This is a genomic window from Delftia sp. DS1230 (genome assembly GCF_040112715.1).
Lineage (GTDB): Bacteria > Pseudomonadota > Gammaproteobacteria > Burkholderiales > Burkholderiaceae_C > Comamonas > Comamonas tsuruhatensis.
Window position 1 is genome coordinate 3,093,985 of the sequence record NZ_CP157763.1, and the last position, 17,146, is coordinate 3,111,130.

Genomic DNA, 17,146 nt, shown 5'->3' on the forward strand with positions numbered 1-17,146 from the left:
ATGAACGCCTTCCCTGCCCCGGACACGGTCCGCATGCCGCGCAGCCTGGTGCTGCTGTTCGCCGCTGCCAGCGGCCTGAGCGTGGCCAATGTCTACTATGCCCAGCCGCTGCTGGAGGCGCTGGCGGCCGACTTCGGCATCAGCCATGCGGCCGTGGGCGGCGTGGTCACCGCCACGCAGGCCGGCTGCGCGCTGGCGCTGGTGCTGCTGGTGCCGCTGGGCGACCGGCTGGAGCGGCGGCGGCTCATGCTTTTGCAGTTGCTGGGCTTGGTGCTGGCCCTGGCGGCAGTCGGCACCGCGCGTTCGGCCGTTCTGCTGCTGGCGGGCATGCTGGCCGTGGGCCTGCTGGGCACGGCCATGACGCAGGGGCTGATCGCCTATGCGGCCAGCGCCAGCCAGGCGCATGAGCGCGGGCGCGTGGTGGGCGCAGCCCAGGGCGGGGTTTTCATCGGCCTGCTTTTGGCGCGCGTGTTTGCCGGCGCCGTGGGCGACCTGGCCGGCTGGCGTGGCGTCTATGCCTGCTCGGCCCTGCTGATGCTGGCCCTGGCCTGGCCCCTGTGGCGGCAACTGCCCCGGCTGGCGGTGCCCTTGCATGCACCCAGCTACACGCAGCTGCTCGCCTCCATGCTCCAGCTGCTGCGCCAGGACCGCATGCTGCGCACACGCGGCATGCTGGCCCTGCTGATGTTTGCCACCTTCAACATCTTCTGGAGCGCCCTGGTCCTGCCGCTGAGCGCACCGCCCTACAGCCTGTCGCTCACGGCCATCGGCGCCTTTGGCCTGGCCGGCGTTGTGGGCGCACTGGCAGCAGCCCGTGCCGGGCACTGGGCCGACCAGGGTTTCGCGCAGCGCACCAGCCTGCGCGCGCTGGTGATCCTGCTGCTGGCCTGGGTGCCGATTGCGCTGCTGGAGCAGTCGCTGTGGGCGCTGGTCGCCGGCATCGTGCTGCTCGACCTGGGCGGCCAGGCCCTGCATGTGACCAACCAGAGCCTGATCTTTCGCAGCAACCCGCAGGCGCACAGCCGGCTGGTGGGCCTGTACATGCTGTTCTATGCCGTGGGCAGCGGGCTTGGGGCGCTGATTTCCACCAATGCCTACGCGCGGTTTGGCTGGCACGGGGTCTGCGTTGCGGGGGCGGCGTTCAGCCTGGCGGCACTGGTGTTCTGGGCCATGACACGGGAGACGGCTGCCCAGGCCAGCGTTCCCGCCTAGACCCGGCTCACCAGCTCCGAAGGCACCCGGCCCAATGCCTTGCGGAACATGGTGGAAAACGCGCTGGGGCTGTCATAGCCCAAATCCAGCGCCACCTGGGTGACCGATGCGCCCGCAGACAGCCGCGACACCGCCGCCAGCAGGCAGGCCTGCTGGCGCCAGGCGCCAAAGGCCATGCCTGTGTGCTGCTGGAAAAACCGGCTGAAGGTACGCAGGCTCTTGTTCAGCGCCTGCGCCCAATCCTGGGGCGTGGCGCGGATGCTGGGCTGGGCCAGGAACTGCTTGCACAGGGCGGCCAGCTTTTCGTCGCGGGGAATGGGCGCGAACAGCGGCAGGCTGCGGGCCGAGGCCAGCTCGTGCAGCACCAGCGTGACCAGGGCGCCGTCGCGGCCCGCTTCGTCGTACAGCGCCGGCAGGTCGGCGCAGGACAGCAGCAGCTGGTGCAGCAGCGGGGTGACGACCAGGGCCTCGCAGTGCACACCCGGGCGGGGCGCAGCAGCCGGTTCGATGTACAGGCTGCGCGTGCTCACGCCCTGCATGCGCACGCTGTGCGGCTTGCTGGCCGGAATCCACACGCCGCTATAGGGCGGGATGGTCCAGGCGCCGTCGTCGGTTTCCACTTCCATCAGCCCGCTCATCCCGTAGAGAAACTGGGCACGCCGGTGGCTGTGCGTGGGCAGCAGCGTGCCAGGCGTGTAGTCGGTGCCGATGGCCAGCACATCACGCGCCACGGCGTCCACGGAATGCAGCGGGATGTTGAGCATGGGAATGTCCGGAAAACAGCCAACAGGCTTTGGCAGGAATTCGAGGATTATTGACCCATCCGCGAAAGCAGGCCAAACCGCGGCATCCTAAGGTTCAGTCCTTGCTCGTTTTTTCCAAAGGACTGTCTGTGTTCCCTCTCCTGCTGCTGGCTTTCGGTGTGCTTGCCGGCGTGACCACCGTGCTCTTCGGCTTTGGCGGCGGCTTCGTGGCCGTTCCGCTGCTTTATGCGCTGCTGACCTCCATCCACGGCGCGGACTCCGCCGTGGGCCAGGCTGCCATGCACATTGCCGTGGCCACCTCCACCTGCGTGATGATTTTTGGCGCCTCCATGGCCACGCTGCGCCAGCACCGCGCGGGCGCCCTGCCCTGGGATCAGGTGCGGCCACTGGCTGGCTTCATCGCGGCCGGCGCCGTGGCGGGCGCGGCGGCCGCCACCTGGATCAGCGGGGAATGGGTGCGCTGGGCCTTCATCGCCTACCTGGCCCTGACCATCGCCGACGCGCTGCTGCGCCCAGGCTTCGTGCACGGCACCGCCGCCGGCATGCAGCCCATGGGCCGGCAGGCCGCCGCCACGGCGGGCCTGGCCATTGGTGCGATCGCGGCCTTCCTGGGCGTGGGCGGCAGCGTGATGACCGTGCCGCTGATGCGCCGGCGCGGCGCCAGCATGGCGGCCGCCACGGCCATGGCCAGCCCGCTGTCCCTGCCCATGGCCGTGGCGGGCACCGCTGCCTACATGCTGGCATCGCGGGGCGCGGGGCTGGGCCCCTGGCATGTGGGCTATGTGGACCTGCAGGCCTTTGCGCTGCTGACGGTCGGATCGTGGACGGGCATCAGGCTGGCGGCCCCGCTGATCGGCCGCATTCCCGATGCCCTGCATGCCAAGGCCTACCTGGCCCTGCTGGGCCTGGTGCTGCTGGTCATGATCGTGGCCTGAGCGCTGCGCTCAACCCTCCTGGAAGATCGCCTCGATCCGGGTCTCGAACACCCGGGCAATGGCGAATGCCAGCGGCAGGCTGGGGTCGTAGCGACCCGTCTCGATCGCATTCACGGTCTGGCGCGACACGCCCAGCAGGTCCGCCAGCGCAGCTTGGCTCCAGCCGCGCTCGGCGCGCAGTTCACGGATGGTGTTTTTCATCGCAGGGCCGCCCCAAGATGAAAAGGCACCCCCTCGGGGGGCAGCGGACCTTGCACAGCAAGGGGAGCGCGGGGGTCATTTTTCATGGGAGGGGCACTTTGGCGGAACAGCTCATCGGCTGCGCAGCCAGTGAGCCACCGAAGCCGCCACCCAGAGCGCACCCATCAAGGGCCACACCATGAACATGCTGAGCTTGGGAAAACCTGCCATTTCCAGGAATCCGTAGGTGAAGGTGATGCCGGCCGTACCCGCCGCCGCAATCGCCAGCTGCTCCAGCATGGACTTGCGCAGGAACTCGTCGGTATCGCGCACCAGGCGCACGATGGCCCGCACGGCCAGCGCAAACGCCAGCATGGGGCTCAGCAGCAGCGCCGTACGCAGGGCCCCGGCCTGCATGTCGGCGCTGAGCAAAAGCGCCCCCACAAGCAGCGCCATGTAGAGCAGCAGCGCAAATCCCAGCTCCTTCTGGTAGCGGCGGTTGGTGACCGTTGTTTGATTCATGGAAGTCTCTCGCAATGTGTAAAGGATGCTTGACATTGTGCGATGCCATCCGCGGACATGTCAAGCAAGCTTTACATCGACACTGAACGCCCCGCCGTACAATCGCCGCCGTTGGTGCCAGCAGCCCCAGGGGCTGCGGTTAAACGGGAAACATGGGGCGGCCAGATAAAGCCGCCCGCATGTACTGCCCCCGCAACAGTGAGTGAAACGCCGCGTGCATGGCACCGGCCCCCGCCAAACCCGTGCCACTGGGCGTACAGCCCGGGAAGGCCTTGGCGAGTGCGTCACCAGTCTGGATACCGGCCAACAGGCGGCCGGCCGCGCATGCAGCGCAGCCGGTCTTTGTGGTTTCCGTGCCGGCGGGGTCGCTGGCGCGCAACTGGCTCGCATCCATGCACACCCTCGCCCTCGCGCGCGCCCCTGGCGCCGCTCTTCGCTCGCCCTCGGCGTTCCCCGTACTGCGCACGTTGTCCGCCCTGGCTGCGGCCTCGCTGCTGGCCTGCCAGGCCCATGCACAGGCACAACTGGCACAACAGGCGCAGCGGGCACAGACCTCCCAGCTCGATACCGTGGTCGTCACCGCCTCGCGCAGCGAGCAGCCCCTGCGCACCGTCACGGCCGACATGACCGTGATCGACGCCGAGACCATTGCCCGCAGCGGCGCCACGGGCGTGGCCGACCTGCTGGTGCAGGTGCCGGGCGTGCAGATCAACCGCAACGGCGGGCCGGGCCAGGTCACGTCGGTCTACCTGCGCGGCACCAGCAACCAGCACACTGCCGTATTCATCGACGGCGTGCGCTACAGCTCGCAGGAGCTGCAGGGCGGCGCGGTCTGGTCCACCCTGCCGCTGGCGCAGATCGAGCGCATCGAAGTGCTGCGCGGCCCGGCCGCCGCCATCTATGGCTCAGACGCCATGGGCGGCGTGATCCAGATCTTCACCAAGCGGGCGGACGGCCAGACCCGCGCCTATGCCGAGGCCGGCATAGGCAACCAGGGCACCAGCAAGCTGGCCACGGGATTTCAGGGCGGTGCCAACGGCTTCACCTACGGGCTGAACCTGGCTGACGAACGCAGTGACGGCTTCGACGTCTACCCCGGCAACACCTTCTCGCCCAACCCGGACAAGGATGGCTACAGCAACACCTCGCTGGGCCTGAACGCGGGCTACAAAACGGGCATCCACCAGATCGATGCCAGCCTGCTGCACAGCCGCCTGCGCACCCACTACGACCAGAGCCCGCCGCCGTTCGACGACTACGACGTGGTCAAGAACACCACCGGCAGCCTGCGCTGGCAGGCCGGCTGGAACGCCATGTACAAAAGCGTGGTCCAGGTCTCCCATACCGACAGCCAAAGCGACCGCCACACCCAGTCGCCCGAAAGCGCCAAGGGCCGCTCCACCAACTACCTGCTGCAGAACCTGTTCACGCTGGGCCAGCACCGTTTCAACATCGACCTGGAGCGCCGCGAGGACAAGCTGGACACGCAATACGCCTGGACGCAGAACACCGACAGCCGGCGCGTGCAGAACTCCCTGTCGGCCGGCTGGCGCCTGACGGAGGGACGCCACCAGTTCGACGCCAACCTGCGCCACGACCAGGTGCGCGACCAGCAGAACAAGACCACGGGCGGCCTGGGCTATGGCCTGCAGATCGACGAGCGCTGGCGCTGGGTGGCATCGGCCGGCACGGCCTTCCGCACGCCCACGCTGTACGAACGCTTCACGGGCCAGGCGGCGGCCGACCTCAAGCCCGAAAGCAGCACCAACGTGGAAACCGGCCTGCACTATGCGGCCGGTGCCAACCGCCTCTCGGCCGTGGTCTACCGCAACAAGTTCAAGAACCTCATCACCTACGACTGGAACAGCGCGGTTCCCTGCAACTGCTACCGCAACTGGCAGAGCGTGGAAATCACCGGCCTGACGCTGTCTGGCGGCACGCGCCTGGGCAGCGCCAACCTGGGCGCCTCGCTGGACTTCATGAACCCCGAGAACCTGGAGACCGGCAAGCTGCTGCCCTACCGCTCCAAGCGAATGCTCAAGCTCAATGCCGACACCCAGGCAGCCGGCTGGACGCTGGGCGGCGAAGCGCAGCTGTACAGCGGCCGCTACGCAGACGAGGCGAATACCTTCAAGCTGGGCGGCTACGGCGTGGTCAACCTCTACGCCCAGCGCCAGTTGACCAGGCAATGGACGCTGCTGGCCCGGGTCAACAACATCGCCGACCGCGACTACGCCCCCACGCGCGGCTATGCGAACGCAGGCCGCACCGTGTTCGTCAGCGTGCGCTGGACTCCCCTGCCCTGACCCCATGCATCTGCTTCTGCGCCTGCTTTCGCGCCTGCCCCGCATCCTGCTGCTGACCGCCGCCCTGGCCTGCGCAGGTGGCACGGGCAACGCCTTTGCGCAAAAGGCGGCGGATGGGGGAACGGGCGGGGCAACCACTGCCTACACCGTCACCGACATGCGCGGGCGCCAGGTGCGCCTGGAGCGGGTGCCGCAGCGCATCGTCTCGCTGCTGCCCTCGCTGACCGAATCGCTGTGCGCGCTGGAGGCCTGTGAGCGCATCGTGGGCGTGGACGAATTCTCCAACCACCCGGCCCGCGTGGCCGCTCTGCCCAAGCTGGGCCACACCTTTGCCCCGCTGGTTGAGGCCACCGTGCGGCTCAGGCCCGACGTGGTGCTGATGGCGTATTCCGCACCCGTCATCGCACAGCTGGAGCGCTTCGGCATTCCTGTGCTGGCGCTGGACGCCAACGACATGGCGCAGCTGGAGCAGGTACTGCACAAGCTCGACCAGTTGCTGCAGGTGCAGCGCGCCAACGCCCTGCTGGCGCGCATGCAGGCCGAGGTGGACCAGCAGGCCAAGGCGCTGGCTGCGCACACGCCCGCCGGGCAGAAGGTGTATTTCGAGGTGGACGCCACGCCTTATGCGGCGGGGCCGGACTCCTTCATAGGCCAGTTGCTGCAGCGCCTGGGCGCGCGCAATGTGCTGCCGCAGAACCTGGGTCCCTTCCCCCGCATCACGCCCGAATACGTGCTGCGCCAGCAGCCAGAACTCATCATCCACACGCCGCAGACGCCATCGGCCAGCTTTTCCACCCGCCCAGGCTGGAGCCGCATGCCCGCCGTGCGCTCGGGCCGCATCTGCGCATTGGACCTGGTCGAGACGGACGTGGTCTCCCGCCCCGGCCCGCGCCTGGGCGAGGCGGCGCGGGCGCTGGCCCGCTGCCTGGAGATGCGGGGCACGGCGCCGCGTTGACTTCTCTGGCCTGATTGACCCGCTTGGCCTGCTTGGCCGATGACTTGCCTACTCCAGCACCACGGCCGTGCCGCTGGCAGACACCATCAACATGCCGTTGCCCTGGCCCAGCACTTCGTAATCCAGGTCCACCCCCACCACGGCATTCGCGCCCAGTTCCTGGGCGCGTTCCTCCAGCTCCTTGAGCGCAATCTCGCGCGCCCGCTGCAGCTCACGCTCATAGGTAGCCGAGCGCCCGCCCACGATGTCGCGCAGCCCGGCAAACAAGTCCTTGAACACATTGGCGCCCAAAATTGCCTCGCCCGCGACCACGCCGCAGTAGCGGGTGATGCGGCGGCCTTCGATCTGGGGGGTGGTGGTGATGATCATGAGAAATCCTCGGTGAAGATGTTGAAGATGGATTTTGGCCGCCCAGCCTGCGCGAGCCCAACGCAAGGCAGGCCTGCAAGCTGCAGTCTGACATAGGCCTGCGCTATCATCTTTCGCCTTCAGATCTCGGAAGGTGGTTTCAAAAAATTCAATCGCGTGCAGGAGCCATTGGGACTCATCTCCATCTAGGTAGCGAAAAAATCAATGCGAGACCCACCTATTCGGCTCCACCCGCGTCGCAGCGCCCCATGGCAGTGCAAGGCGCCGCAAGCCGCAACATCTTCCCCGCGCCCCAGGCTTGCACGATCGATCCGGCACGATAGGTTCGGCAAGCGCGCGCCCCATCAGCCCCATAATCTGGCTTCAAAAATTTCGCACCCCCTATGACACAGTCCCTCAAAGAACTCCTTGCGGCCAAGGCCGCGCTGGACATGGAAATTGCCAAGGCCCGCACCTCGGCGGCCGACGCTGCCCTGTCCAAGGTCCAGAAGCTGGTGACCGATTTCGGATTCACCCAGCAGCAAGTGTTCCCCTACATCCCAGCAAAAACCAGCGCACCGGCGAAGTATCGCGATCCGTCTACAGGAGCAACGTGGACAGGTCGCGGCAAGCCTCCGAACTGGATCAAGGACCAGGATCGCGACGACTTCCTCATCGAACGCAAACCCGAGGCGGCCCAAGGCCCGTTCCTCGCAGAAATGGCGGCAGCGGCAGCTCGCAACTGAAGGCGCTGCACACGGCGGCACGCAGGATGCCGTGCGGTGCGGTGGGGTTCCGATGCGAAGGAATCTGTGCCGTCCGAAAAAAAGCCCTCTGAGCATTCAGCGGGCTTTTTTTCCGGCCTGGCGCCGGCAGCGTAGTCACTGCCGGCATCTTTCGATGGCGTGCATCGCGCTCCGGCATGGGGGACCAGCCGGGCCTTTGCGGCACCGCCAGCCCTCAGGCGTGGCTGACGGGGCAGCTGCCTGCCTTGCCCATGATGCTGTCCGCGGGCGCCTGCGCGCGGTCATTCAGGCCGTAGTCGCGCAGCACCTGGGTGACGCGCACGCGGTAGTCCTTGAAGATCTTGTCGCGGCCGGCGCGCTGGGCGCTGAGGTGGGCTTCCACGTTGCGCCACTGGACGACGGCTTCCTCGTCGCGCCAGGTGGTGACGGACATGACTTTCTCGGGGTTGAGCGTGCTCTGGAAGCACTCCACGGAGATGAATCCCTCCATGGGCTTGAGCATGGGGGTGAGCTTGTTGACCAGGTCCACATAGGTCTGGTTCTGGCCGGGCAAGGCCTGCAGTTCGAACAGTACGACAACCATCTTCAACTCTCCTTTTTTCGGGAACAGAGATTCCGGCGCCGCGCAGCGCGGCTCCGGCGTGGGGGGAAATGGGTGAATGGGCGGCGCCGCAGGTTCAGCGGCTGCGCTCCAGGTTGGCCAGCCAGGCGGCCAGCACATCGCGCGCGGCCAGCGCCAGCAGGCCGCCGTATTTCTGGGCATCGGCGCGCAGGGTGCGCGGGTCCACCTGGGCCATGCCGAGCTCGCAGGCATGGCCGACCAGCCAGCGCTCCAGCCGGGCCGCGTCGGCCTCCAGATGGAATTGCAGGCCCAGCACCTGCGAGCCGACTGCGAAGGCCTGGTTGGCGCCGATGGCGGTACCGGCCAGGTGCACGGCGCCTTCGGGAATGTCGAACTGGTCGCCATGCCAATGGAGCACGGGCACGCCGTCCAGCCTGGACAGGGGCGAGGCCAGGCCGGCATCGGTGAGCGTGAGCGGCGAGAAGCCGATTTCCTTGACGCCCAGCGGGTAGACCCTGGCGCCCAGCGCGCGCGCAATGAGCTGCGCGCCCAGGCAGATGCCCAGCAGCGGCTTGCCGCTGTCCAGCCAGCGGCGTACGGCCGCCAGCTCCTGGGCGACGAAGGGATAAAGCGCCTCGTCATAGGCACCTATGGGGCCGCCCAGCACGACAAGCAGGTCGGCACGGCCCAGGTCCAGGGTGTCAAGCTCGCCGATGCTGGGATCGACGTACTGCACTTCGTAGCCGCGGCTGGCGAACTCGGCATGCAGGGTGCCCAGGTCTTCGAAGTGGATGTGGCGCAGCGCGATGGCTTTTTTCATGGGAGGAACTCAGGTGGATACAGGAGGGTGGCTTGGAACGTGCGGAGCCAGTCAGGCGCCGGGCTTGAGATCGACGTGGATATGGCCTGCCGAGGGGAAGGTGCAGCAGGCCAAGGCATAGCCGGCTTCCTTTTCCCTGTCGCTGAGGCAAAAGTCCGCCTCCAGCCGTGAACTGCCTCCCGTGATGCGGATGCGGCAGCTGCCGCAGATGCCGGCCCGGCATTGGCTGCGGATGGCAATGCCCACGCCCTCCAGGATTTCGAGCAGGCTTTTGCCGGACGCGGCTTCGACAATCTGCCCGCTGTGCGCGATCTGCAGCTGGCATGCCTGCGCGGTCTCGCCTGGCTGGGCCGTGGATGCGGCAGCCGGCGTGAAGGCCTCGATGTGCTGTATGGCACCGGGAAAGCAGGCCCGCGCATGCTCGCGAAAGGTTTGCGCAAAGGCGTGGCCACCGCAGATGACCACGGCCTGGGGCTGGCCCAGCGCCAGCAGGGACTGCGGCGAGGGGCGGCCCGGCACGAAGGGGCCGTGGGCGGCAATGTCTTCACGCGTGATGTGGATACGCAGGTCGAACCAGGGGGCCGTTTCGCACAGCTGCTGCAGCTCCTGCAGGAACGGAATGTCGGCCACGCGCGCAAAGCACAGCAGCAGCGTGGTGCGGGGTACGCGCTGGCCCTGCTGTTGCAGCCGGTCCAGTTCGCGCAGCAGCGCCAGCGGCAGGGTCAGGCCGATGCCGCCGGCCAGCATGACCAGGGAGTCCAGGCCCAGCACCAGGTCGGCCGTGATGTCACCGGCCACGTGGCCGAGCGGCAGCGTGGAGCCTGCGCGCAGCACCGCATGCATGTGGTCGGAGACGCTGCCCCGGCCCGAGCTTTTGACGGCAATGTCGAACTGGCCGGCACCGTCGTGCTCGCTGCAGGGCTCGTAGCGGGTGATGGAGTACAGCCGCTGCTGCATGGTGCCACTGGCGTCTGCATGCTCGATGGCCACATGCCGGCCGGGCCGCAGGCCGCCGAGGAATTGCTCCGAGGCGCCCTGCACGCGCAGGGTGTAGACCATGACGCCGCCCGCCTCTGCCCGTGCAGCGGCGCAGCGCGCGAGCATGCTGCCTGCCTGGAGGGCGGCGCTCATGCCTGCATCTCCTCGAGGACCGACGACACCAGCGCCACGCTGCCGCCCAGGTTGCGGCCTGCCAGGCCGATGCGGTCGATCAGGCTTTGCACCGAGTCGGTGTAGACGCCGATCTCGTTGCTGTCGCCCACGTCGTGCAGGATGTCGCGCGCATGCGGCATGCCGACCATGGTGAAGACGGTGGACCAGGCGCCCAGTTCGTTGTTGGCGAACATCTGCACGGTCTTGAGGATGATGGAGCGCAGGTAGCTGCGCTCGCGGTTGCTCAGGCCCTGGACGATGTCGGTGGCCACCGAGCTGAAGACGCTGGAGTGGCTCCATTCGTCCACGGCGTGGGTGCGCGTGACCTCGTGGCAGATGGGCTGGATGCTGCGGTCCTCGGCCATGGTCTTGAGGTAGTCGGTGATCAGGGTCTCGCTGGCGCAGGCAATGGCGAAGCGGGCCAGGCGGCGTTCCCATTCCGCGCCGCACTGCGCCAGCACGCCGTTGCGCCAGCCGACGAGGTTGAAGTCCGCGTAGTCCAGCGGCGCCAGGCCGCGCATCTCGTAGATGTAGTTGCAGGCCATGATGGACATGCGGGTGTGCAGGGCCTCGTCCAGCAGGGCCTGGGACATGACGTCCTGCAGCAGCGCGCGGTTGGCGCTGGGCGGCGGGGTCTTGATGATGTCCTCGCAGGCCGGCGTGACCACGTTGCACTCGATGTAGATGGTCTTGAGGTTGTAGATGCCCCAGGCGTAGGACAGGCATTGGTCGCGCAGGTGCTGTGGCGCCTCCACCCATGCCTGGTGATCGCGAAACGGCAGCAGCGAGGCGGTGAAGTCCTGCCGGGCGGGGTCGAACGCCAAGCCGCAGTAATCAGGCAGGTCCTGATTCACGGCCGCTCTTGACTTCCAGAGCAGGGACAGCTTTTTGAGCGCATCGCGCACGGCGTCATCTGTCCGAGAGATATCGAGATTCATTTTTCAACTCCGTGTGATTGAACTTGATTGATCTGAGTCAAATCGCCTATTCCCTCCCCCCGCTTTCTCCATCCGCCGCAATCACCAATGGCGCCGCAAATGGCACTGCAATTGACGCTGCAGATGGCAGATACGTTGTCATGGATTTCTTCACTCTGTCATATTCCACCTTGAATCAATCTCCCCGACTGCAGATTGCGGATGATTCCTGGCGGTATTGGATCTCATGACTTTCAACGTCTGGCGGCGAATTCTATGGAGAGAGCGTGGATTCAAACAGACCTATTTTCGCCAATGAACCAGACCGCTTTTTCAACCGTTTACATTGGCATGCCACCTTAATTGGTCTGCTCACCCGCTGAAACATGGTCGGAATCAAGGCAGCTGCACTTTGTAGACTGCCCATTACCGATGCGCCCTGGTTTCCAAATCCTTCCATAACCCGGGTGCTGCCGATTCCCGTGCTTCAGCGCCTCCAAGACAGCCAATGCGACATGGACGATTTATCGCTCCCCAGAATCAATTCCCTGGATCTTCAACAGGCAGACAGCGAGGCCTGGGATGCCATCGCGGCCGAGCGGATTCGCCAGTCGCGCTCGATTGAATTGATTGCCTCTGAAAACTTCGTGAGCCGCGCGGTGATGGAGGCGCAGGGCTCGGTGCTGACCAACAAATACGCAGAGGGCTATCCCGGCGTGCGCTACTACGGCGGCTGCGCCAATGCCGATGCCGTGGAGAACCTGGCCATTGCGCGTGCCAAGGCGCTGTTCGGCTGCGCGCACGCCAACGTGCAGCCGCACTCGGGCAGCCAGGCCAACCAGGGCGTGTACCTGGCGTTCCTGGAGCCCGGCGACAAGATCATGGGGCTGGACCTGCGCTCGGGCGGGCACCTGACGCACGGCTCCAGCGTGAGCGTGTCGGGCAAGTGGTTCCAGTCCATCAGCTACGAGGTGGACGCCCGCTCCCAACTCATCGACATGGACCAGGTGCGGCGCATTGCGCTGAAGGAGCGGCCCAGGCTCATCATTGCCGGTGGCTCGGCCTATTCACGGCAGATGGACTGGGCCGAGTTCCGGCGCATTGCCGACCGGGTGGGCGCCATCTTCATGGCCGACATCGCGCACGTGGCGGGGCTGGTGGCCGCAGGCGTGTTCCCCTCGCCCGTGGAGCACGCCCATGTGACCACGACCACCACGCACAAGACGCTGCGCGGGCCGCGCGGCGGCATGATCCTCTCGGCCGACGCCGAGATCGCCAGACGCATAGACGCCGCCGTGTTTCCGGGCCTGCAGTCCGGGCCGCTGATGCATGTGGTGGCGGCCAAGGCGGTGGCGCTGGGCGAGGCGCTCAAGCCCGCCTTCCGTACCTATGCGCGGGCCGTGGTGGACAACGCCCGCGTGCTGTGCGACCGGCTGTCGCAGGGCGGGCTGTCCGTGGTGTCCGCAGGCACGGACTGCCATCTGGGCGTGATCGACCTGCGCCCCTGGGAGCTGACGGGCAAGGCCGCCGAAACGGCGCTGGAGCAGATCGGCATCACGGTCAACAAGAACGCCGTGCCCGGCGATGGCGCGCGGCCACTGGTGACCTCGGGCATCCGCGTGGGCAGCGCGGCCTGCACCACGCGCGGCATGGGCGCCGACGAGTTCCGCGAGATCGGCGACATGATTCTTGCCACGCTGGGCGGCATACGCAGCGGCACCATGAACGCGCGCACGCTCAAGTCCATCCACGAAGGCGTGTCCGACCTGACCGGGCGCTTTCCCCTGCCCTACTGAGGCATGCAGCGCCCGGCTTCTCCCAACCTGTCAGGGTTTTCGCAGCGCGTTGGCCAGGCGCAGCACGGCGGCCTCGATCTCGTAGGCCGTGAGCGAGGCATAGCCCAGCAGCCAGCCCGGCTGCCGCTGCTCGCCCGCGTACAGGCGGCTGAGCCCCTGCAGCAGCACGCCCGCCGCGGCGGCGCGGCGGATGGTGTCTTCCTCGGACCAGCCGGGCTCCAGCAGGCAGGGCACCTGCATGCCGCCCTGGGGCCGTGGCGCGGTGACGATGCCGGCCAGGTGCCTGCCTATGGATTCGAGGATGACCTCGCGCCGCCCCGCATACAGCTTGCGCATGGCCCGCACGTGGGAGTTGTAGTGGCCGTCCTCCATGAAGCGCGCCAGCGTCAGCTGCTGGATCTGGGGCGTGTGCCCGTCCATGATGCTGCGCGCCTGGACAAAGGCGCGCACCAGCTCCTGCGGCAAGGCCATGTAGCCCATGCGCAGGCCCGGGTACAGGGTCTTGCCGAAGGTGCCGATGTAGATGGTGCGCGCGTGCTTGTCCAGGCCTTGCACGCAGGCGGTGGGCATGCCGTCGTAGTGGAATTCGCTGTCGTAGTCGTCCTCGATGATCCAGCGCCCGCGCTCGAATGCCCAGCGGATCAGGTCCAGCCGCCGCTCCAGCTGCATGGTGACGCCCGTGGGGTACTGGTGCGATGGCGTGACATACACGCAGGTGGCGCCGCTGCGGTCGGCGTGCAGCAGGTCGGTGCGAATGCCTTGCGCGTCCACGTCGATGGGCAGGACCTTGGCCTCGGCCGACTCGAAGGCCTTGCGGGCGCCGAAGTAGCCCGGGTTCTCCAGCAGGATGGGCCGGCCCGCATCCACCAGCAGCTGCGCGCACAGGAACAGCGCCTGCCGCGTGCTGCTGAGCACCACGATCTGCCCGGCCTCCACCTTGGCGCCGCGCTCCAGGTTGAGGTAGGTGGCAATGGCCTTGCGCAGCGGCTCGGCGCCCTGCGGGTCGCCGTGCAGCAGGACGCTGGCCCGGTAGTCCTTGAGCGCCTGCCGCTGCAGCCGCTCCCAGACATCGGTGGGAAAAGTGCGCGTCTCGGGCAGGCCGGTGGCAAAGGCCCGAATGGTCTGCTGGTCGGCGATGCCGCCGCCATCGACGATGGCCTGGCCGCGCCGGCTCAGGCCGGCACCGGCCCTTATGGCACCGACAGCACCGGCAGCACCAGCCGCACCGGCCGCATGGGCGCTGCGCTCGTGCTCGGGCAAGCGGCCGCGCCGCGCCGCCCGGCCCCGCAGCTCGGTGCCGATGGTCTCGGAGACATAGCTGCCCGATCCCTGGCGCCGCACGATGAAGCCGTCGCGGTGCAGCTGGGTGTAGGCGTTCTCCACCGTGTCGCGGGCAATGCCCAGCGAGTCGGCCAGCGAGCGCGTGGCCGGCAGTTTCAGGCCCGGCAGCAGCGCGCCATCCAGGATGAGCGCACGCATGGCGCGCTGCACCCGCTGGTGCAGGTCCAGCTGGCGCAGGTCGGCATCTCCCATGCGGATCTTCAGGGTCTCAAGCTCGAAGGTCTTGCTCATGCGGTCTGCCGCCTTTCATCTCATTGCACCTCTTTGGCAGGCCATTGTACTGACGTAAATGCTGCGCGCCCATTGCAAAGTGGTCTGCAACAAGAGAGCGAAGTGTATGGATCATTCAGTCCACTTCGGCGCTCAAATACCCCTTTCCCAAGACAGCCAGGAATCCAACCCCCAAGGAAAACGAGAAGACCATGCCTTCATCAGACACACACTCACCCCTTCGCTTCAGCGACCTCATCCACCCCGTTGTGGCCGGGCTGATCTCGGTCATCGTCAACTACGGCGGCACCTTCATCCTGGTGTTCCAGGCCGCCAAGGTGGCCGGCCTGAGCCCGGAACTCACGGCTTCGTGGGTGTGGTCGATTTCGATTGGCGTGGGCGTCACCGGGCTGGTGCTCAGCTGGCTCTCGCGCGAGCCCATCATCACGGCCTGGTCCACGCCGGCCGCCGCCTTCCTGGTGACGGCCCTGGCCACCACGCCGTATGCCGAGGCCGTGGGCGCCTATGTGGTGTCGGCCGCGGCCTTCGTGGTGCTGGGACTGTCGGGCTGGTTCGAGCGCGTGATCCGGCTGATTCCGCCCGGCGTGGCCTCGGGCCTGCTGGCGGGCATCCTGCTGCAGTTCGGCATCAAGGCCTTTGGCGGCATGAGCGTGGACCCGGTGCTGGCCGGCCTGTTGATCGTGGCCTATGTGCTGCTCAAGCGGCTCACGGCGCGCTATGCGGTGGTCGGCATCCTGGCGCTGGGCCTGGCGTTCCTGCTGGCGCAGGACCGTGTGGACCTGTCCGGGCTGCAGCTGCAATTCGCGGCGCCCGTGTTCACGCGGCCGGAATTCACGCTCAACGCCCTGCTGAGCGTGGCCCTGCCGCTGTTCCTGATCACGCTGACCGGCCAGTACATGCCCGGCATGCTGGTGCTGCGCAACGACGGCTTCAGGACCAGCGCCAACCCCATCGTCACGCTGACGGGCCTGGGCTCGCTGCTGATGGCGCCGTTCGGCTCGCACGCCTTCAACATCGCCGCCATCACGGCCGCCATCTGCACGGGCAAGGAGGCGCATGAAGAGCCGTCCAGGCGCTGGATCGCAGGCATCGCTGCGGGCGTGTTCTACATCCTGGTGGGCGTGTTCGGCGTCACGCTGGCGGCCGTGTTCATGGCGTTCCCGGCCACCTTCATCACCACGCTGGCGGGTCTGGCGCTGCTGGGCACCATCGGCGGCAGCCTGGCCAATGCGCTGGCCGACGCCAAAACCCGCGAGGCCTCGCTGATCACCTTCCTGGCCGCCGCCGCCAACATTTCCATGCTGGGCATAGGCGGCGCCTTCTGGGGCCTGGTCATCGGTCTGGTGGCTCATGCCGTGCTCAACGGCCAGTGGCCGCGCCGGGCCGCCCGCAGCGAGGCGGGCACCGGCAACGTGCCCGCCGCCGATGCCGCCATCAAAAGGAGCTGAAACCATGCTTGCGACACAAGACACCACCGGCGGCACCGCCCAAGCCGCCGACACCCTGACCCGCCACGACCAGCACGGCCGCTACCCCCAGGCCGAGACGGTGGACGATTTCCGGCACAACCTGGCCACCGTGCAGGCGCGCATGACCGCTGCCTGCCGCCGCGCAGGGCGCGACCCGGCCAGCGTGCGCCTGCTGCCCGTGAGCAAGACCAAGCCCGAATCCAGCCTGCGCCTGGCCCACGCGGCGGGCTGCCGCATGCTGGGCGAGAACAAGGTGCAGGAAGCCTTCGGCAAATGGGAGGCCATGCAGGACCTGGCCGATCTGCAGTGGTCCGTCATCGGCCACCTGCAGACCAACAAGGCAAAGCTCGTGGCACGCTTTGCCAGCGAGTTCCAGGCGCTGGACAACCTGCGCGTGGCCGAGGCGCTGGACCGCCGCCTGCAGGCCGAAGGCCGGGCGCTGGACGTGTTCGTGCAGGTCAACACCTCGGGCGAGGCCAGCAAGTACGGCCTGCCGCCCGACGAGGTGCAGGGATTCCTCCAGGCCCTGCCCGCCTTCAGTGCGCTGCGCGTGCGCGGCCTGATGACGCTGGCCCTGTTCTCCAGCGAGGCCGAGCGCGTGCGCCAGTGCTTCGTGCTGCTGCGCAGCCTGCGCGACCAGCTGCGCCAGGGCGCGCCGGCGGGCATCTCGCTGGATGAACTGTCCATGGGCATGTCCGGCGACTTCGAGATCGCCATCGAGGAAGGCGCCACCGTGGTGCGCGTGGGCCAGGCCATCTTCGGCGCCCGCGCCCAGCCGGACAGCTTCTACTGGCCCGCCGGCGGCCCTGATCCCGCCGCCCTGGCGCTGCCCTGAACGCGCCCCCTCGCCACCCTTTTCGATTCAACCCTGACCCCGCTTGAGGACCTTG

The 17,146-nt window shown here is 67.5% G+C and carries 17 protein-coding genes and 1 riboswitch; of the genes, 8 read left to right on the forward strand and 9 right to left on the reverse strand.

Features of this window, described 5'->3' with window-relative positions:
- A complete protein-coding gene (locus tag AAN986_RS13830) occupies positions 1-1,212 on the forward strand; it encodes an MFS transporter (protein WP_349335721.1) in 1,212 nt (403 codons plus the stop codon).
- Here AAN986_RS13830 and AAN986_RS13835 read toward each other — a convergent pair.
- Positions 1,209-1,976 (reverse strand): helix-turn-helix transcriptional regulator, encoded by a 768-nt coding sequence (locus AAN986_RS13835; protein ID WP_013802455.1) that lies wholly within the window; start codon positions 1,974-1,976, stop codon positions 1,209-1,211. The genes AAN986_RS13830 and AAN986_RS13835 overlap by 4 nt on opposite strands.
- A 128-nt stretch (positions 1,977-2,104) precedes the next feature.
- On the opposite strand from AAN986_RS13835, the gene AAN986_RS13840 reads away from it, so the two are divergent.
- Positions 2,105-2,911, forward strand: coding sequence for a sulfite exporter TauE/SafE family protein (locus tag AAN986_RS13840; protein ID WP_349335722.1), 807 nt, complete (start codon positions 2,105-2,107; stop codon positions 2,909-2,911).
- Between the two features lie 9 nt (positions 2,912-2,920).
- On the opposite strand, the gene AAN986_RS13845 is transcribed toward AAN986_RS13840, so the two are convergent.
- Positions 2,921-3,112: a helix-turn-helix transcriptional regulator gene (locus AAN986_RS13845; protein ID WP_013802457.1), complete on the reverse strand. Its 192-nt coding sequence runs from the start codon at positions 3,110-3,112 to the stop codon at positions 2,921-2,923.
- A gap of 111 nt (positions 3,113-3,223) precedes the next feature.
- Entirely contained in the window at positions 3,224-3,613 is a 390-nt protein-coding gene (locus tag AAN986_RS13850) for a hypothetical protein (RefSeq protein WP_012205557.1), read from the reverse strand.
- Positions 3,614-3,708: 95 nt separating this feature from the next.
- Positions 3,709-3,936: riboswitch (cobalamin riboswitch) on the forward strand.
- A gap of 69 nt (positions 3,937-4,005) precedes the next feature.
- Here AAN986_RS13850 and AAN986_RS13855 point away from each other — a divergent pair.
- Positions 4,006-5,919, forward strand: a complete 1,914-nt coding sequence (locus AAN986_RS13855) for a TonB-dependent receptor (protein WP_047218645.1) — start codon at positions 4,006-4,008, stop codon at positions 5,917-5,919.
- A 4-nt stretch (positions 5,920-5,923) separates the two neighbouring features.
- A complete protein-coding gene (locus AAN986_RS13860) occupies positions 5,924-6,874 on the forward strand; it encodes a helical backbone metal receptor (protein WP_047218644.1) in 951 nt (316 codons plus the stop codon).
- A 48-nt stretch (positions 6,875-6,922) separates the two neighbouring features.
- Here AAN986_RS13860 and AAN986_RS13865 read toward each other — a convergent pair whose 3' ends face one another.
- The gene (locus AAN986_RS13865; protein ID WP_012205554.1) at positions 6,923-7,243 is read right to left on the reverse strand and encodes a heavy metal-binding domain-containing protein; all 321 of its coding nucleotides are present in this window, start codon (positions 7,241-7,243) and stop codon (positions 6,923-6,925) included.
- 383 nt (positions 7,244-7,626) lie between these two features.
- On the opposite strand from AAN986_RS13865, the gene AAN986_RS13870 reads away from it, so the two are divergent.
- Positions 7,627-7,968: an H-NS histone family protein gene (locus AAN986_RS13870; protein WP_016446025.1), complete on the forward strand. Its 342-nt coding sequence runs from the start codon at positions 7,627-7,629 to the stop codon at positions 7,966-7,968.
- A 214-nt stretch (positions 7,969-8,182) separates the two neighbouring features.
- Here AAN986_RS13870 and AAN986_RS13875 read toward each other — a convergent pair whose 3' ends face one another.
- The 4 genes from AAN986_RS13875 to AAN986_RS13890 all read right to left on the reverse strand — a co-directional run bounded on the left by AAN986_RS13875 (position 8,183) and on the right by AAN986_RS13890 (position 11,440).
- Complete coding sequence (locus tag AAN986_RS13875; protein WP_012205544.1) at positions 8,183-8,551, reverse strand: antibiotic biosynthesis monooxygenase; 369 nt, start codon at positions 8,549-8,551, stop codon at positions 8,183-8,185.
- 94 nt (positions 8,552-8,645) lie between these two features.
- Positions 8,646-9,350, reverse strand: coding sequence for a glutamine amidotransferase (locus AAN986_RS13880; protein WP_047218643.1), 705 nt, complete (start codon positions 9,348-9,350; stop codon positions 8,646-8,648).
- A gap of 51 nt (positions 9,351-9,401) precedes the next feature.
- Complete coding sequence (locus tag AAN986_RS13885) at positions 9,402-10,481, reverse strand: 2Fe-2S iron-sulfur cluster-binding protein (RefSeq protein ID WP_047218642.1); 1,080 nt, start codon at positions 10,479-10,481, stop codon at positions 9,402-9,404.
- A complete protein-coding gene (locus AAN986_RS13890; RefSeq protein WP_012205541.1) occupies positions 10,478-11,440 on the reverse strand; it encodes a diiron oxygenase in 963 nt (320 codons plus the stop codon). The genes AAN986_RS13885 and AAN986_RS13890 overlap by 4 nt, the downstream gene beginning before the upstream one ends.
- Before the next feature lie 494 nt (positions 11,441-11,934).
- Here AAN986_RS13890 and AAN986_RS13895 point away from each other — a divergent pair, with 494 nt between their 5' ends.
- Positions 11,935-13,215, forward strand: a complete 1,281-nt coding sequence (locus tag AAN986_RS13895) for a serine hydroxymethyltransferase (protein ID WP_241150382.1) — start codon at positions 11,935-11,937, stop codon at positions 13,213-13,215.
- Positions 13,216-13,245: 30 nt separating this feature from the next.
- Here AAN986_RS13895 and AAN986_RS13900 read toward each other — a convergent pair whose 3' ends face one another.
- Positions 13,246-14,787 carry a PLP-dependent aminotransferase family protein gene (locus tag AAN986_RS13900; RefSeq protein ID WP_047218640.1) on the reverse strand — a complete coding sequence of 514 codons (1,542 nt, stop codon included), beginning with the start codon at positions 14,785-14,787 and terminating at the stop codon, positions 13,246-13,248.
- 191 nt (positions 14,788-14,978) lie between these two features.
- On the opposite strand from AAN986_RS13900, the gene AAN986_RS13905 reads away from it, so the two are divergent.
- Together AAN986_RS13905 and AAN986_RS13910 are read left to right on the forward strand one after the other, a co-directional pair.
- Positions 14,979-16,235 (forward strand): benzoate/H(+) symporter BenE family transporter, encoded by a 1,257-nt coding sequence (locus tag AAN986_RS13905; protein WP_047218639.1) that lies wholly within the window; start codon positions 14,979-14,981, stop codon positions 16,233-16,235.
- Positions 16,236-16,239: 4 nt separating this feature from the next.
- On the forward strand, positions 16,240-17,091 hold the full coding sequence (locus AAN986_RS13910) for a YggS family pyridoxal phosphate-dependent enzyme (RefSeq protein WP_047218638.1): 852 nt from the start codon (positions 16,240-16,242) through the stop codon (positions 17,089-17,091).
- Positions 17,092-17,146 lie beyond the last annotated feature (55 nt).

Excerpts from the sequence above, each read along its gene's own strand:
- AAN986_RS13830 (WP_349335721.1), top strand. The coding sequence starts at position 1 with ATGAACGCCTTCCCTGCCCCGGACACGGTCCGCATGCCGCGCAGCCTG.
- AAN986_RS13835 (WP_013802455.1), bottom strand. The coding sequence starts at position 1,976 with ATGCTCAACATCCCGCTGCATTCCGTGGACGCCGTGGCGCGTGATGTG.
- AAN986_RS13845 (WP_013802457.1), bottom strand. The coding sequence starts at position 3,112 with ATGAAAAACACCATCCGTGAACTGCGCGCCGAGCGCGGCTGGAGCCAA.
- AAN986_RS13850 (WP_012205557.1), bottom strand. The coding sequence starts at position 3,613 with ATGAATCAAACAACGGTCACCAACCGCCGCTACCAGAAGGAGCTGGGA.
- AAN986_RS13855 (WP_047218645.1), top strand. The coding sequence starts at position 4,006 with ATGCACACCCTCGCCCTCGCGCGCGCCCCTGGCGCCGCTCTTCGCTCG.
- AAN986_RS13860 (WP_047218644.1), top strand. The coding sequence starts at position 5,924 with ATGCATCTGCTTCTGCGCCTGCTTTCGCGCCTGCCCCGCATCCTGCTG.
- AAN986_RS13865 (WP_012205554.1), bottom strand. The coding sequence starts at position 7,243 with ATGATCATCACCACCACCCCCCAGATCGAAGGCCGCCGCATCACCCGC.
- AAN986_RS13870 (WP_016446025.1), top strand. The coding sequence starts at position 7,627 with ATGACACAGTCCCTCAAAGAACTCCTTGCGGCCAAGGCCGCGCTGGAC.
- AAN986_RS13875 (WP_012205544.1), bottom strand. The coding sequence starts at position 8,551 with ATGGTTGTCGTACTGTTCGAACTGCAGGCCTTGCCCGGCCAGAACCAG.
- AAN986_RS13880 (WP_047218643.1), bottom strand. The coding sequence starts at position 9,350 with ATGAAAAAAGCCATCGCGCTGCGCCACATCCACTTCGAAGACCTGGGC.
- AAN986_RS13885 (WP_047218642.1), bottom strand. The coding sequence starts at position 10,481 with ATGAGCGCCGCCCTCCAGGCAGGCAGCATGCTCGCGCGCTGCGCCGCT.
- AAN986_RS13890 (WP_012205541.1), bottom strand. The coding sequence starts at position 11,440 with ATGAATCTCGATATCTCTCGGACAGATGACGCCGTGCGCGATGCGCTC.
- AAN986_RS13895 (WP_241150382.1), top strand. The coding sequence starts at position 11,935 with ATGGACGATTTATCGCTCCCCAGAATCAATTCCCTGGATCTTCAACAG.
- AAN986_RS13900 (WP_047218640.1), bottom strand. The coding sequence starts at position 14,787 with ATGAGCAAGACCTTCGAGCTTGAGACCCTGAAGATCCGCATGGGAGAT.
- AAN986_RS13905 (WP_047218639.1), top strand. The coding sequence starts at position 14,979 with ATGCCTTCATCAGACACACACTCACCCCTTCGCTTCAGCGACCTCATC.
- AAN986_RS13910 (WP_047218638.1), top strand. The coding sequence starts at position 16,240 with ATGCTTGCGACACAAGACACCACCGGCGGCACCGCCCAAGCCGCCGAC.